12 protein-coding genes and 3 pseudogenes are annotated in these 16,155 nt (G+C 45.6%); 8 read left to right on the top strand and 7 right to left on the bottom strand.

Translation table 11 applies throughout. From position 1 onward, the window contains the following. Positions 1-104 precede the first annotated feature (104 nt). Entirely contained in the window at positions 105-1,145 is a 1,041-nt protein-coding gene (gene pstS / locus L3069_RS22695) for a phosphate ABC transporter substrate-binding protein PstS (protein WP_017383706.1), read from the bottom strand. A 768-nt stretch (positions 1,146-1,913) separates the two neighbouring features. Here pstS and L3069_RS22690 point away from each other — a divergent pair. Then, on the top strand, positions 1,914-2,153 hold the full coding sequence (locus L3069_RS22690; protein ID WP_001353740.1) for a BrxA family protein: 240 nt from the start codon (positions 1,914-1,916) through the stop codon (positions 2,151-2,153). 187 nt (positions 2,154-2,340) lie between these two features. Here L3069_RS22690 and intI2 read toward each other — a convergent pair. Then, positions 2,341-3,318, bottom strand: a pseudogene (intI2, locus tag L3069_RS22685) (class 2 integron integrase IntI2). Between the two features lie 322 nt (positions 3,319-3,640). Between intI2 and sat2 the strand changes: the two are divergent. The 7 genes and pseudogenes from sat2 to L3069_RS22650 all read left to right on the top strand — a co-directional run bounded on the left by sat2 (position 3,641) and on the right by L3069_RS22650 (position 8,224). Then, positions 3,641-4,165: a streptothricin N-acetyltransferase Sat2 gene (sat2, locus tag L3069_RS22680; RefSeq protein WP_000704156.1), complete on the top strand. Its 525-nt coding sequence runs from the start codon at positions 3,641-3,643 to the stop codon at positions 4,163-4,165. A gap of 57 nt (positions 4,166-4,222) precedes the next feature. Beyond that, a pseudogene (aadA1, locus tag L3069_RS22675) lies at positions 4,223-5,058 on the top strand (ANT(3'')-Ia family aminoglycoside nucleotidyltransferase AadA1). A gap of 28 nt (positions 5,059-5,086) precedes the next feature. Further along, complete coding sequence (locus L3069_RS22670) at positions 5,087-5,584, top strand: hypothetical protein (protein WP_001444089.1); 498 nt, start codon at positions 5,087-5,089, stop codon at positions 5,582-5,584. Between the two features lie 60 nt (positions 5,585-5,644). Continuing rightward, on the top strand, positions 5,645-6,016 hold the full coding sequence (locus tag L3069_RS22665; protein ID WP_000119696.1) for a hypothetical protein: 372 nt from the start codon (positions 5,645-5,647) through the stop codon (positions 6,014-6,016). 409 nt (positions 6,017-6,425) lie between these two features. Next, a complete protein-coding gene (locus L3069_RS22660; RefSeq protein WP_001271300.1) occupies positions 6,426-6,803 on the top strand; it encodes a hypothetical protein in 378 nt (125 codons plus the stop codon). 22 nt (positions 6,804-6,825) lie between these two features. Then, positions 6,826-6,978, top strand: a pseudogene (locus tag L3069_RS22655) (IS256 family transposase); the annotation flags it as partial. A gap of 77 nt (positions 6,979-7,055) precedes the next feature. After that, positions 7,056-8,224, top strand: a protein-coding gene (locus tag L3069_RS22650; protein WP_098141323.1) for an IS3 family transposase whose coding sequence is annotated in 2 segments (ribosomal slippage) — positions 7,056-7,305 and positions 7,305-8,224 — 1,170 coding nt in all. Because the reading frame shifts where the segments join, the coding sequence is not laid out codon by codon here. A 61-nt stretch (positions 8,225-8,285) separates the two neighbouring features. Here L3069_RS22650 and L3069_RS22645 read toward each other — a convergent pair. The 5 genes from L3069_RS22645 to L3069_RS22625 are packed head-to-tail and all read right to left on the bottom strand — an operon-like array spanning position 8,286 to position 16,012. Beyond that, positions 8,286-9,902: a Tn7-like element transposition protein TnsE gene (locus L3069_RS22645; RefSeq protein WP_000251879.1), complete on the bottom strand. Its 1,617-nt coding sequence runs from the start codon at positions 9,900-9,902 to the stop codon at positions 8,286-8,288. Beyond that, positions 9,903-11,429: a TnsD family Tn7-like transposition protein gene (locus L3069_RS22640; RefSeq protein WP_001243518.1), complete on the bottom strand. Its 1,527-nt coding sequence runs from the start codon at positions 11,427-11,429 to the stop codon at positions 9,903-9,905. A gap of 2 nt (positions 11,430-11,431) precedes the next feature. Next, positions 11,432-13,099 (bottom strand): AAA family ATPase, encoded by a 1,668-nt coding sequence (locus L3069_RS22635; protein WP_001276994.1) that lies wholly within the window; start codon positions 13,097-13,099, stop codon positions 11,432-11,434. Further along, complete coding sequence (locus L3069_RS22630) at positions 13,096-15,204, bottom strand: DDE-type integrase/transposase/recombinase (RefSeq protein WP_000267723.1); 2,109 nt, start codon at positions 15,202-15,204, stop codon at positions 13,096-13,098. Before L3069_RS22630 ends, L3069_RS22635 begins: the two co-directional genes overlap by 4 nt. Beyond that, positions 15,191-16,012, bottom strand: a complete 822-nt coding sequence (locus tag L3069_RS22625) for a TnsA endonuclease N-terminal domain-containing protein (RefSeq protein WP_001029679.1) — start codon at positions 16,010-16,012, stop codon at positions 15,191-15,193. The genes L3069_RS22630 and L3069_RS22625 overlap by 14 nt, the downstream gene beginning before the upstream one ends. Between the last annotated feature and the right edge of the window lie 143 nt (positions 16,013-16,155).

The raw sequence follows: 16,155 nt of genomic DNA, 5'->3' as shown, positions 1-16,155 counted from the left end.
TCTTACGAATATGCCCGGTGGCGCTGGCGCTTACCGGGCCTACAGGATGAACCGTAGGGCGGGATCGCTGCGCGCCACCCGCCATCTTCGTCAAAAATATCCTGTTAGTACAGCGCTTTACCGCTGCTGTCTTTCACGTTGGTTTTCCATGCAGCACGGATCTGCTCAACCACGCTGTCTGGCAGGCTGGCGTAATCCAGGTCATTCGCCTGTTTGCCGCCGTTTTTGTATGCCCAGTCGAAGAACTTCAGCACTTCAGCACCCTGCTCAGGCTTCTTCTGCTCTTTGTGGACCAGAATGAAGGTGGTAGACGTGATAGGCCATGCATCGTCGCCTTTCTGGTTGGTCAGGTCCTGAGCGAAGGATTTGCTCCAGTCAGCGCCTTTTGCGGCGTTAGCGAAGTTCTCTTCGGTCGGGCTAACCGGTTTGCCGTCAGCAGAAACCAGTTTGGTGTAAGCCAGGTTGTTCTGCTTCGCGTAAGCGTACTCTACATAGCCGATAGAGCCAGGCAGACGCTGTACGAAGGCAGCGATACCGTCGTTGCCTTTACCGCCCAGACCGGTTGGCCAGTTAACGGTAGAGCCGGAACCGACTTTAGATTTCCACTCTTCGTTCACTTTCGCCAGGTAGCTGGTGAACACGAAAGAGGTACCAGAGCCGTCAGCACGACGAACCACCGCGATATTCTGCGAAGGCAGCTTAACGCCCGGGTTCAGTTTGGTGATGGCTTCGTCATCCCATTTTTTGATTTTGCCCAGGTAGATATCACCCAGGGTTTTGCCGTCCAGCACCAGCTCGCCTGATTTCAGGCCAGGAATGTTAACAGCCAGCACAACGCCGCCGATCACGGTCGGGAACTGGAACAGGCCTTCCTGATTCAGTTTCTCATCAGACAGCGGAGCGTCGGATGCGCCGAAATCAACGGTATTCGCGGTAATTTGTTTTACGCCACCGGAGGAGCCGATACCCTGATAGTTAACCTTGTTGCCGGTTTCTTTCTGGTAGGTATCCGCCCATTTGGCATACACCGGCGCAGGGAAGGTTGCACCAGCGCCAGTCAGGCTTGCTGCTGCGAAGGCAGAGAAAGCGCTCATCGATAAGGTCGCGGCGACAACAGTTGCGACAGTGGTACGCATAACTTTCATAATGTCTCCTGCAAGGATTTCGTAAATCATTGTTTAAGTGGCTACGATGAGCAAAATAGGACAAACAGGTGACAGATAAATGTACGAAATATGACAGTTTTATGACAAAGAAAATTTCACTTAAAATTAAGCAAAAATCCATAAATAAATCATAAACTTAATGATTATTATGACAGCTTGTTTTCAGTAATATTTTCTTTATGTGACACTGATAAAATAGCTGAAAATGACGGATTGTCATAAAAAAAGGCTCCACCGGTGTGGGCGGACAAAATAGTTGGGAACTGGGAGGGGTGGAAATGGAGTTTTTAAGGATTATTTAGGGAAGAGTGACAAAATAGATGGGAACTGGGTGTAGCGTCGTAAGCTAATACGAAAATTAAAAATGACAAAATAGTTTGGAACTAGATTTCACTTATCTGGTTAACTAATCTAGCTAACCTGCCGCTCAGCTTAGTACGATCCTATATCCAACTGATCATAATCCTTTCATCAGTATCCCAAATTAAATCCCCCTCCTAGACTGCCTCACCAACACTTTACAGTGATCCCGTATTTCCGGACAGGTGATTGATTTTTTTCGCTTGTACAGGTGTTAAGCCACAGTTATCTTGATGTGGACATTATGCATTGTAATAGCCCATTAACATGCGCTAAGAGCATAAATTAATATACAGTAACAAGCATTACGAGGTGCTAATGTTTGGAAAGCAGCCTCTTCCAACTACAATAATAAGTTAACTATCCTCCACCCACAAATAATTACAAATGACCCCTTTCCGCTATAACTCCGATCTCACCAGCGGCTCGCTACAAACCCGAGAGTGTCGCATTATTACTGGCTTGTTACTCCAAGAGCTTGATGAAGCTGCCTGGGATAAAGCCATGTATAAGGAAAATGTGCTTCAGAAACGCACGCAATCTACGGTAAGACGTATTTCTTCAGCGCTTAGAAAACGCCTAGAACACCTAAGCTCTGACTTTTGGGCTTTTGCGTTTTTATGTTAGGCATTGTCTGGCAACTGGAGGAAGTGTAATGACCATGAATGGTCACTGTGATTGACAGTATCTTGCTTAAACTTATCTGAACAATGGTAGAACTGGCTCATATTTATCCCCTCTATGATTGTTTATCTTTTTCACCATAAAAAGTATCAGGGGCTACTCAGGGCTACATAAAGATATTTATCTACTTTTACTGATTGATAAGTAGCATCAGTCCATCCGCAGGACTGGTGGTGCCGGCAAAATGCTGACCCAACACATGCGTATAGATTTGCGTGGTCTTAACATCGTTATGCCCTAAGAGTTCTTGCACAGTGCGAATATCACGCCCCGCTTGTAATAGATGCGTAGCAAACGAGTGACGAAATGTATGACAAGTGACACGCTTGCTAACGATGCCTGCTTTTTGTACGGCTGCCTTCAATGCCTTTCGCGCAACGGAGTCATGCAGATGATGGCGGCATAATTTGCCGTTATACGGGTGGTTGCAGAGCGTGCTGGAGGGAAAGACAAACATCCACGCCGCTTGTCGATAAGCAGAAGGGTATTTGTGATCTAAAGCAAAAGGCAGCGATGGCCCTACGCCTTGTAAGTTGTCGTCTTGCTGAATAAGCCGCGCTTGCTCAATGAGTTATTTTATTGCTGGGATTAGGCGCGTGGGCAGTAGGCTGTTTCTGCTTTTCCCACCCTTACCGTCATGCACAGTGATGCAGCCATTATCAAAATCAAAATCTTTAACCCGCAAACGCAAGCATTCATTAATGCGCAAACCTGCACCATACAGCAGCGTAAAAATAACTTGGTTGCGAGTATCCATAACCTGCAAAATGCGTTGCACTTCATTTGCAGAGATAACAGAGGGTAGCCGTCTAGGCTTGCTTGCAGGGATATAATCAATATCGCCCAACGGCTGTTGTAAAAACCTGTTGTACAAAAAAGCTAGGGCATTTAAAGCGATTTTCTGCGTGTTTATGGCTACATGTCTGCTGTTTGCTAAGCTGGATAAAAACAGCCTGACCTCTTCACTGCCCATGGTCTGAGGATGACGTTTTTTGTGAAACAGAATAAAACGCTTAATCCAGTGCAGGTAAGTTTTTTCAGTTTTCAGCGCATAACCTTTTTGTCGCATATCCGTGCGTATAGAATTTAAAAATGGACTGTTAGACATAAAACGCTCCTTGTCTTGCAACTGTCTGCCTATACAGCCTATTCTAGCTGGGATTTAAAAAAGTGCCTGTTTTTTACGCCTAGAGATGCTTGTTTACCGGTAGAGTTTTAATTTAATGCTAAATAAATTAAAATGTTATGAGTTCTTTGGGTGAGATAATGTGCATCGTGCAAGCAGGATAGACGGCATGCACGATTTGTAATAACAGAGTGTCTTGTATTTTTAAAGAAAGTCTATTTAATACAAGTGATTATATTAATTAACGGTAAGCATCAGCGGGTGACAAAACGAGCATGCTTACTAATAAAATGTTAGGCGTCATATGAAGATTTCGGTGATCCCTGAGCAGGTGGCGGAAACATTGGATGCTGAGAACCATTTCATTGTTCGTGAAGTGTTCGATGTGCACCTATCCGACCAAGGCTTTGAACTATCTACCAGAAGTGTGAGCCCCTACCGGAAGGATTACATCTCGGATGATGACTCTGATGAAGACTCTGCTTGCTATGGCGCATTCATCGACCAAGAGCTTGTCGGGAAGATTGAACTCAACTCAACATGGAACGATCTAGCCTCTATCGAACACATTGTTGTGTCGCACACGCACCGAGGCAAAGGAGTCGCGCACAGTCTCATCGAATTTGCGAAAAAGTGGGCACTAAGCAGACAGCTCCTTGGCATACGATTAGAGACACAAACGAACAATGTACCTGCCTGCAATTTGTACGCAAAATGTGGCTTTACTCTCGGCGGCATTGACCTGTTCACGTATAAAACTAGACCTCAAGTCTCGAACGAAACAGCGATGTACTGGTACTGGTTCTCGGGAGCACAGGATGACGCCTAACAATTCATTCAAGCCGACACCGCTTCGCGGCGCGGCTTAATTCAGGAGTTAAACATCATGAGGGAAGCGGTGATCGCCGAAGTATCGACTCAACTATCAGAGGTAGTTGGCGTCATCGAGCGCCATCTCGAACCGACGTTGCTGGCCGTACATTTGTACGGCTCCGCAGTGGATGGCGGCCTGAAGCCACACAGTGATATTGATTTGCTGGTTACGGTGACCGTAAGGCTTGATGAAACAACGCGGCGAGCTTTGATCAACGACCTTTTGGAAACTTCGGCTTCCCCTGGAGAGAGCGAGATTCTCCGCGCTGTAGAAGTCACCATTGTTGTGCACGACGACATCATTCCGTGGCGTTATCCAGCTAAGCGCGAACTGCAATTTGGAGAATGGCAGCGCAATGACATTCTTGCAGGTATCTTCGAGCCAGCCACGATCGACATTGATCTGGCTATCTTGCTGACAAAAGCAAGAGAACATAGCGTTGCCTTGGTAGGTCCAGCGGCGGAGGAACTCTTTGATCCGGTTCCTGAACAGGATCTATTTGAGGCGCTAAATGAAACCTTAACGCTATGGAACTCGCCGCCCGACTGGGCTGGCGATGAGCGAAATGTAGTGCTTACGTTGTCCCGCATTTGGTACAGCGCAGTAACCGGCAAAATCGCGCCGAAGGATGTCGCTGCCGACTGGGCAATGGAGCGCCTGCCGGCCCAGTATCAGCCCGTCATACTTGAAGCTAGGCAGGCTTATCTTGGACAAGAAGATCGCTTGGCCTCGCGCGCAGATCAGTTGGAAGAATTTGTTCACTACGTGAAAGGCGAGATCACCAAGGTAGTCGGCAAATAATGTCTAACAATTCGTTCAAGCCGACGCCGCTTCGCGGCGCGGCTTAACTCAAGCGTTAGAGAGCTGGGGAAGACTATGCGCGATCTGTTGAAGGTGGTTCTAAGCCTCGTACTTGCGATGGCATCGGGGCAGGCACTTGCTGACCTGCCAATTGTTTTAGTGGATGAAGCTCGTCTTCCCTATGACTACTCCCCATCCAACTACGACATTTCTCCAAGCAACTACGACAACTCCATAAGCAATTACGACAATAGTCCATCAAATTACGACAACTCTGAGAGCAACTACGATAATAGTTCATCCAATTACGACAATAGTCGCAACGGAAATCGTAGGCTTATATATAGCGCAAATGGGTCTCGCACTTTCGCCGGCTACTACGTCATTGCCAACAATGGGACAACGAACTTCTTTTCCACATCTGGCAAAAGGATGTTCTACACCCCAAAAGGGGGGCGCGGCGTCTATGGCGGCAAAGATGGGAGCTTCTGCGGGGCATTGGTCGTCATAAATGGCCAATTTTCGCTTGCCCTGACAGATAACGGCCTGAAGATCATGTATCTAAGCAACTAGCCTGCTCTCTAATAAAATGTTAGGCCTCAACATCTAGTCGCAAGCTGAGGGGAACCACTAGTGTCATACGAACCTCCAAGAGACGGTTACACAAACGGGTACATTGTTGATGTCATGTATGACAATCGCCCAAGTAAGTATCCAGCTGTGTTCAGAACGTACGTCCGAATTCCAGACTATGTCGAACTAGATAACGCGGAGGAGCTGGCCGACGCAATCATTCGAGAGGTTGAGTTAAAGGAGGCATGGCTCACAAGGGTCTTGGGGAACTCAGCCGATCCTGACGCTTCTGTGGGCAAGTGGGACCGGCGCCTAGCGCAGTGCGGTGGTATTGATGAGATGTCAAGTGGGGTGCAGGCAACATACTTCAGTCCAAACGGTCAGCTGGTCGGCTTAGTGGCATACATTGATGCCGAATGGATGGATGAATAGCTCTGACGTTACGATTCAGGTGAGACAACCAGATGGGCATTGCGTACAAGCTCAGTTGCCACCGATGTGGCTACGAGTCTGATCTTCTTTACCTAGGCCAAGGTATGGCGATGCTTCCTGAGCAAATAGTCGGAACGTGCACATGCTGCGACAATCTAACGACGATTTCTATAAATGAAAGCTACGGAGTATGCTCACTTTGTGGGGCTAAGGATCGTGTGATATTTACAAGCTATCAGCATGAGGCAAGGCCAAGAAATCCCTGCTATCTAGAGAGAAGTTTCAAATATCAATGCCCAAGATGCCATGCCTTCAGTATGGAGCCTCCGGATCTACCGGAGATGCTTTGGGACTAATGCTCCGCTTTGCCTCGGGTATCCGTTCGACCTATGTTTAAGAGGAAACGCACGTGTCTGCCGCCAAAGCTCTTGCCTATGCACTTTGTGACAAGTTGGAAAGCAAAAAAGTTGATGAAGTCGTACGAAATCTTGTTTCTAGCGGCTGGAATATTAGGGAAGTGGCCTGGGAAGCTTCGTCCTTTGATCATGAAATGCCCTACTTTGACACGGGGCGGGACTTCGATATTGGATTTCCTGACACGCTGTCATCCAAGATTGAGTTTTTGACCGCGAATGGATCAATCGTCCAAGCACGTGCTCGCCTGCACTTCAAGCAGGCTCTAATTTTTGCCAAGGCGTCCAAACATGTCGCCGCGCTCAAGAACTCATTGGATTACTACTATGGATCGTCTGTAATCCCCCCTCAAAACCACGGAGGCTATTTGTAGAAAATTCCATTAATATGAACTCAAGGTGTTCCCTACGGACGAATCAGCGATGAAGGTGGTGTACCTGGCTATCCAGGCGGCGACCAAGAAATGGACGATGCCGATCCGCAACTGGAAGCCGGCCATGAACCGTTTTATGATCGAATTTGGTGACCGTTTAAATGGCCACCTTTAACTGACTGTAGTGGTTTACTGAATTTGGCCACCTGAACAGAGGTGATATGCTCATCTCAGAACAATACAGGTGTCCCAATGAAAAAAAGAAATTTCAGCGCAGAGTTTAAACGCGAATCCGCTCAACTGGTCCTTGATCAAAACTACACCGTTGCAGCTGCGGCCAGTGCTATGGACGTGGGGCTTTCTACCATGACGCGATGGGTAAAGCAGTTACGGGATGAACGACAGGGCAAAATACCTAAAGCCTCTCCTATAACCCCGGAACAGATTGAAATACGTGAGTTAAAGAAAAAGCTACAACGCATTGAAATGGAAAACGACATATTAAAAAAGGCTACCGCGCTCTTGATGTCAGACTCCCTGAACAGTTCTCGTTAATCGAGAAACTCAGAGCGCAGTATCCTGTGGTCACACTCTGCCACGTGTTCGGGGTTCATCGCAGCAGCTACAAATACTGGGTGAAAAGCCCCGAAAAGCCAGACGGCAAGCGGGCTGTATTACGTAGTCAGGTTCTGGAGCTGCATAACATTAGCCATGGCTCTGCTGGCGCGAGAAGTATCGCCATCATGGCAACCCTGAGAGGCTTCAGAATGGGACGCTGGCTTGCCGGCAGGCTCATGAAAGAACTGGGACTGGTGAGTTGTCAGCAACCCACCCACCGGTATAAACGTGGTGGCCATCAACACATCGCTATCCCAAATCACCTTGAGCGACAGTTCGCAGTGACAGAGCCTAATCAGGTATGGTGCGGCGATGTGACGTATATCTGGACAGGCAGGCGCTGGGCTTACCTCGCCGTCGTTCTCGATTTGTTCGCCAGGAAACCGGTAGGCTGGGCAATGTCATTCTCACCGGACAGCAAGCTAACCATCAAAGCGCTGGAAATGGCGTGGGAAACCCGAGGTAAACCAGCGGGAGTGATGTTCCACAGTGACCAGGGTAGCCACTACACAAGCAGGCAGTTCCGGCAGTTATTGTGGCGTTACCGGATCAGGCAAAGTATGAGCCGACGTGGAAACTGCTGGGATAACAGCCCGATGGAACGCTTCTTCAGAAGTCTGAAAAACGAGTGGGTGCCAGTGACAGGCTATATAAACTTTAGCGAAGCATCTCATGCGATCACAAACTATATCGTCGGGTATTACAGCTCGCTAAGGCCGCATGACTATAACGGTGGATTACCTCCAAACGAATCGGAAAACCGATACTGGAAAAACTCTAAAACCGTGGCCAGTTTTAGTTGACCACTACAGACCGGCAAAAGCACTTACACAAAAGGGTTTACAGGCTCTTTCAGTCATTCCTTTAATGCGTAAATTGCTCTCTAACCACTCTCTCAGCCCACCCTTCCATATCCTCTCTCGATACTTGCAGCTCCCCCAACCCCTTTGGATGATTCACCCCTCTATGCCCGTCTTGTCCATATAATTGATCAAACAAACTATTTGGCCAATTCAATGAGCTCTTCACCACTCCACGCCGTATCTTTTCAAAATCATTCCGCCATGTTTCGCTATCAACGCCACTCAACACTTTGGTAGAAAGCATTTTCACCCCATCCGATGCATCCACCTCTAGCAATACAAATTCACTGCCATTACGTTGCACCCCAACGGCTTTAATCACTCTTGGTGAGCCATCTTTACACAGATGTAATCGGCTACGCCCAACTTTTGGCAAAACCAAGGTTTCTTCAAAAAGCACCCGACATGCAAATTTAGTTTTTAGAATTGAAAGTAGCTCATCAAAAGCAGCAAATCGATTAGCAAAAATAGAGTTGTAATTGGTTGCATCCTGCTTCCCACCCACATCTGCCGCTGCTAGGACACCACCTAAGTGTGGCTCATCAGTACTAACCAAATTACTATTTTCACTTGTTGTTGCTTCTTCTTTTTCTAAAATAGTTTGGCTACTTTTTCTTGCCCTGCGAGATTTTTCAATTCGACTAGGTCTACTAAAACTTATCCATGTCGGCTCAGCCTCTATGACTCGTGTGTCTGTGTCTATATTGGCTGTTTCCTCATCGTCCAACTGTAGATGCTCATCATCAACAACTGACTCTGTTGAAACCGCTATGTGCTGCGTACTACCATCACCTGCCTCCTTTTCCTGAAAAGAGGCATGGCTAATAGCTGTTGTGCTAGGAAGCATAGCGTTGATTTCTAAACCTACTATTTCCTCAACTAAATAATCCTTATCCTCGTTAGAAGAACGTCCTTTTACATGTAATTTCCAACCCTGCATGGGCGGAGGGTCAAAGCTAAAGCACCAGCTTTCAACGCCGTTCTTAATTTCTCTATTTTGTTGATAGTGCCTAAAAATACTTTCATACGAATCCATAACATCTTGATCCGAAAACAACCAAACCAAAAGCTGCACTACGGCCGACTGCTCTAACGCCCCTTTAGGAAACGATGAACTGGGTAAGATCCTTATCTCTAAATGATCTCGCTCAACCTCATACTGAACGTCGAACTCTTGCTGTAAAGCGGTACTGCTCAAACAGCTTCGACAGAAATAGGAGTTAATTAAAAATAATGACCGAGCTAGCTCTAACTGTGGGATGTGATAACGAGTCTTGCTATATGGTGTTTCAGCTTCGTAAATAAATGAACTCTGCGCTCCATCCTTGTTGCGTACGGAAGCAAAGGACGAGAGATTAGGAAAATCGATTATTTTGGCTCGTTGAAGATCCGATGCTTCAAACTCAATCACACGATCCGCCTTATTTATTTGCTTTGTTGTACTGTTAACCACCTTAGCTCGACTTAATAAAGGCAAATGAGTAAATCGAGTCCATTTCCGTTCTTGCATTGGATTAAACCAAACAAAAATACGCCACTCCTTATGACCCGAGTTACGGAATAAATGACCAATATGTACAACCTGCACATTGTCATTAAATGTAGCTAGCCTAACCACTCACTCTTCCCCATAAACCATTTCCAAGAATCTTTGTGCTTCCTCAGTTATCCGCTCTTTAGATAACGTTGCACTTCTTAATAATCGCCAGCGCCTAAGCTCAACATCTTCCTGTTTAAGCTTAATAAAAGCTTGGCTAATCCGTCTAATTTGATAATCTTCCACACTCTCTGAGTAACGCTTTAAGCAAAGCGCTACCAAAGGCAGTTTCTGTAGATTTTTTGCAAGAGAGGTTCCGTTAGGAGTTTGCTTTAACAGCCAGCTCGATGTCGCTCTTGGGTGATCAAGGCTACTATCTAGACGCTTTATGATTCTTAATAGTTGTCGTACAGCAATTCGATCTCTTTGGTTCCAATCAACTCTAGGGGCGGGTGCCAGACGCTCTTGTTGATGCTGTTGATTCCAGTGAACTAGCCAATCCCTGTCATGTCGGTAAAGCCAAGCGTATAGCACCCCACCCTCTAAAGACTGTCTTGCCGCCTTAATTCCTTGGTATTTATGCACTAGTTGCTGCCAGTCTTTATGCTTAACAGATAAATCTTCAGAGTTAGGTTGCACAGACTGGCTAACAGGTCTTGTCGTTATAGAGTGCTCAGTAAGAGCACTTGCCTGCTGTAGCGCTTCTATAACCGTTAGTTTTGGCAATAAGGCTTGCCACACAATACTATGCTGTAAATAACTAAAGGCTTTTCTATGCTTACGGAATATACTTTTCAGCCAACACGTGTCCTTGTTCTCTGCCAACTTTAAATCCAGTTTCTCTAGTGCCTCATCACTAAAAGTCTGCCTCACTCTCTCCGCCACCAAGTCATGACGAATGTGCTTGCTTTTGGTTAGCCCTAGATCCTGCGCTAAGCGCTGATAAAACAGCGTCCACTGCTCAAGGCTTGGGGAAAGCTCTTGCGCTCGTGGAGCATCTAACAGAGGGGCTATATAAGCAGCTAGTGCTGTTAATTGAGATAGGGAGTCTTTGGGGTAGTCTGAAAGCAGCTCAGTATGACCCAAAGCCCAAAATTGATGTCGGTGATCATCTACAGCTCTATCAAAGAAGACTAAAGCACCGTGTTTTGGACAATATGGCAAAGCGGGCAAATACCAATCTCGTTGCCAAAAGGCTTCCCCATACCTATTTAGCTGAAGAGCAACGCAATCAGGGCAGTATCTAAAGCGGTTATCGCTCTTAACTCTAGAAGCAGCGACTCCTAGCATTAAATGCACCGCACCTTGCGCTTGGTACTCCATTAACCGAATAGCTTCGTCTCGGCGCTCCTTGCCTACAAACGGAGCATATAAAGGGAATAAGGTATGCTCATAAATAAGCTGCTGAACAGCGTAACGTCCTGTTTGATGTAGATGTCTTGCTATCACACCTAAATGCGAGGGCAGACCTAAGGTAGCGACCACCTTGCGGTTGCCATACACCTCATCCAACAGCTGCTTAGGACTAACAATCCCTTGATAAACGCCTGCCCGTGCAATAGTGCTATAAATCAGCTCATTCGAGTACGGAACAGGAAAGTTTCTCATGGCTAACCTGCTTGTTTAAATAAGCTCGCCATATCCACTATTACCCCTTTCCCTTTTAACCGTTCATGCATGGTTTTTTCAGGTTGGCGTTGTGAATAGATATAACGTAAATCCGTATCAGGCAAGCTATCCCAGTCGCTGGGCTTGACTACCTTTATAGCCGAAACCTTTTTACTCTTGGAGGGCTTTTCTAGTTCTGACACTACCGTTTCGCCTTCCATCAACCACTGCAAAACAAGAGGCAGTAACTTTTGTCTTGTCATCGTTGGATTCTGGCTAAACGCTTTTTTAATAGTGGGAATTAACAGGCTTGAATCGTAATCCTCTTTCAGCATCAGATATAAATGACGCTGATCTTCGGTATCTAACTCTTGAAGGGCTTTTTCTTCTGGTGTTTGTTCTTGTATCGCTGCGATATCTAGCTGAAGTTGGATTAACCGTTTATCAATCTCGGGAACGACTAGATCAGAATAACGAGCAATGCGTTCTGGGATACCCGAGCGTAATGCCTCTAGCATGGGGTGCACAGGCTTTAACTCATCTTGATACACTTGCCGCAATAAACCAGCGGTAATACGCTCATTGCCTAAAGCTAGCGCACGGAGCTGAGCGAGTACAAAAAGTTTTACTACAATGTCCATCACTCCTTGGCTTAGCTCATACCACACATCACGGACCTCATCCGATAACAGCGCATCTTTGCGTTGTAAAAGCTGTAATTGCCAAAGATTATCCGTAAAAGCGATCCACTCTTGATTGGGCTTTCCACGTTGCGTTTGTTGTATAGGATCCCAGAATATAGCTCCAAACCCTGCCCCTCTACGTGCAGACCGCAAATCAGCCTCAAAAATCTCTCGTGCTTTAGGGGTACCAATCAACATCACTGGTACGCCAATAATATTCACCATCGTCACAAAAAAGTTCAGCATCTCTTGAGATCCACCCGAACGAGAGCGGCTTAAATGCTGAATTTCATCAATAACCAACAACCCTAAAGCATGTGCATTGGCTATTTGCGACATCAAAGCCAACATGGTTTCTATACCATGACGTTTTAAGCCATAACGACGCTCATAGTTCGAGCCCAAGGCTCGATCCAACGCTCTGAAAAAATTCAAGCAGATTTCTTTTAGCGAACCATTATGCGAGCAGTCTATTTTCAAATACACCACCTGCTCTACATTGAGTTCACGATGGTAAATCACCTGAGGATACGTGGCTAGAATACGATGAAGAGAGGTCGTCTTCCCACTACCAGAACAACCAATTAACAATAAGCTTTGTGCCGTAGATCGTGCCTCCTCAAAGCGAAATGTCTCCAACTCTCCCGTTTGAACACGCTCATAACCATTTTGTAAATGCTTTTGTAAATCTCCTGTTTTAGGATTTCTGCCTACGTAGCCACCTCGAATCATGACCGAAATACGCTCACTTAGTAGCAAATGCGTACCTAATGGCTGAAAATAGTCATCTGGAATACGACAAATGGTATGAGCTCTGATAACACGGGACTTTTGCAAGTCAGAGGAAGTAAGCTGTAAAGAGGATTTCAGTGATGCAGCACTATTCACTGACTCTTGTAATGGTGGTAAGGCCTCGATAAAAGGATTATCACGATAAGCCTCTACCCCCGTATCACGATAAACTGCTTGAATCCGGGTAGCACTCATGACTCATCCTTTTCTGGTGGATCCTGAAATAATTCAGGCACGTATGTGGGTAGGCTGTAATCTTCTTGATCATCCGCTTCCACTGCGTTGAAAGGAATAACTTTAGCCTCATCACCTGAAGAGCTTGGCTTCAAATGCTCCGCACGTTTTTTACGCTCCGAGGTCACGGCTTCTTTTTTATTAGTTTTAATCTGCTTAATGCGTGTTGATTTGGGCTCAGTAGTACTGGGCGTTAACTTATTCGCTTTCTGAATGGTTTGCTGAATAAACGCCTCAAGCTCCCTGCGTTTAGTTAACTCATCCTGCTTCGCATTGGCTTTATTGTGTTTTTCTTGTGCTTGTATATCCCAAACCTCCCAAAATGAGAGACCTTTAAACTGCCGACTACGTTCCGTCAGATTACAGCGCCAAAATACACGGCTGCCAACTTGCGGAAACAAATAAATCGTATCAACCAGCACTGGGTCATAAGCCGCTTCTAAATGTTGAGGTCTAGCTATATCAGTGCTCCGCTGCAACCAACCCTCACGCAGAATCTCTGACCCCGAGTAATACAAACCCCACAAATTAACGCCAAATGAAGAAATAGAGACCTTTCGGCGAGGCAGTAACGCTACTCGCAACTGCTCTTGCTCCACAGCCCTTAAACTACCTGTACGATGCTGCATACCCCATTGCCATAGCTGGACAGGAATAGACGGTAAATCTGTAGGAAAATCAGCATCTCGATCGTATTTATCCATCACCAGATGGTTATTTCTGAATAAGATCGTACGCAAAATAATTTGTGTGAACTCAAATACCGACAGAGATGCATCTAACCTATAGTCTGTTTCACCATGGCTTTTGATCCGACTGCCCTCTACAATGCCAGGTGCAAAGGACTTAAACTCGGCTTGTAGTGTTCTAAAAGTGCTTTCCACTATGCCTTTAGCATCGCCACGTCTAGGTGGAGCACTTTCCACTCGCACATTAAAACTAGAAACTAAGGCTTCGACCTGATGACTCATTAATTCGCCACGGTCCGCTAGCAACACATCTGGCAAACCTACACACGGCCAGTCTGAGCTACTAATCTCAATATCATGCTGGGCACAAATGGCCGTTTTGTCAGAGCAAGCATTTACAAAAGCCTGCATCGCCACCACATAAGACGGATTTTCAAAGCCGATATAAAAGCCCGTGATCATCCGACTAAACACATCAATCACAATGTAAAGCGTTGGTCTTCCTATGATTTTTTGGCGATCATGATGATCCACTAAATAAATATCAGCAATCGTGGCATCAATCTCATAACGACTCCCAGGGCCTAACGCCTGAGAAGTGGCTGTACTACTTAAGGGTCGTACGTCTTTTTTATATACCCCTGCTTTAACTCTAGACTTTAAGCGCTGAGCTTTAGGGTATTCTCGATCATAAAAATAACGAAACTGACGTAGTGTTGGGTAATCCTCTTGGGGAATGCGAGGAAAATACTGAGCAAACAAGTCCACAAATCGTCTATAGGCAACGGTGGTCTTTGTACCTTTTTGATTTAACAGGTGCTTTTCTATGGTCAACCTAAAAAGGCGTTCAATCTCGGGCGTTACCTTGGTTCCTTCACCCTTACCATATTCTCTGGCTCGGCCAATCTTTGCTGTTCCTGTCGCTGAACGTCTTTCCCCTGGTGCACCGCTGTTTTTGTAGTCAGGAATTAATGCATTAGGCGTTTGACCACGCTGCCAGTAACGGCGTAACAACTTATAAACTGTAGCCTTAGTAACCTTATGTTCTTGGACCACATGCTCAACGAGTTCGCTTCTGACTTTAGGGTCGAAACGATCCTTACTATTAATAATAGGAAGAATTTTTCGATAATCCTCCTCGCGCTTCTGGAAGCTGACAGAATCTACAGACGGCTCTTCTAAATCAAGATGTACATAAGGGTCATCAGTTCTAACTAAGCGGCCTTCATCTAAATACTGCATTAGCAACAACTCAGCCCTAGCTTGTGGAACTCCTTTATCAGCGCTTATTTGCATCCAGACAACTTGGCCATCCTCTATAGCCAAAATGCGATACGGATCATTATCAAATAGCACAACCTCATTAATTTGCCACATAGCGCAACTCCTCCATATTCACTACTTGGCTAATACAGAGATCTGCACACTTATTTGCCCTGAAAGACTTATAAATATTGAACTTAATAAAACCATTTGCGGTTAAGGCTCGTATCTCACTCAATGTTTTGCCTAACTCCAAATCATAAGCAATATCAACCTGCTTACAGACATTGATAATGTTTTCATCTCCTTTTTCTTGCAGGATATGGGCCAATGGGGATAGTTGTGCTAAAAGCTCCGCAGAAACTTCTTCTGTTTTCACTGAATAAAGCCATTCAATATTTTCTTTTACTACGGGATTTATTTCTTTATCAGTAAAAATGAACCAAGGAATTTGCTTTTGCTGCCAATAGCGACGCTCTAGTTCTAGTTTTTCTAAGGTACGCTCGTCTTGTAAGGCTGCTGCAGGTTTGACTTGAATAGCAAACTGCTCAAAAGGACCATCTTTGCAGTCCACTAAAAAATCAGTAGACATAACCTGATCTACACCACGAATAACAGGATGCTTAATACCACTATCTATTGCAATCTGCCTGGTATCACTAGGTAATAAGGGGAACTGCTCGCGTATATCTAGCACGCTGCTCTCCCACTCAAGACTGAGAAAAACAGCAAGCTCTAAGTCAGATAGCAAATGATGGACTCGTCCCGTCTTATGAGAATAAATACGGTGGGAACGACCTGAAGAAGGAACTTCTTGTACTGTTAGCCATGGAATATAGTCTTTACCATGCCCTTGGCCACGCCCCTCTTTAATACGACGGGCAATTTGCACTTCAGAAAATGAAGAGTTTGCTTTAGCCATAACAAAAGTCCAGTATGCTTTTTCACAGCATAACTGGACTGATTTCAGTTTACAACTATTCTGTCTAGTTTAAGACTTTATTGTCATAGTTTAGATCTATTTTGTTCAGTTTAAGACTTTATTGTCCGCCCACAACCGGATGG

The organism is Enterobacter cloacae complex sp. ECL411, from assembly GCF_021869665.1.
Lineage (GTDB): Bacteria > Pseudomonadota > Gammaproteobacteria > Enterobacterales > Enterobacteriaceae > Enterobacter > Enterobacter intestinihominis.
Note: the sequence above shows the minus strand (reverse complement) of the source record. Positions and strands in the feature narration are given on the sequence as shown.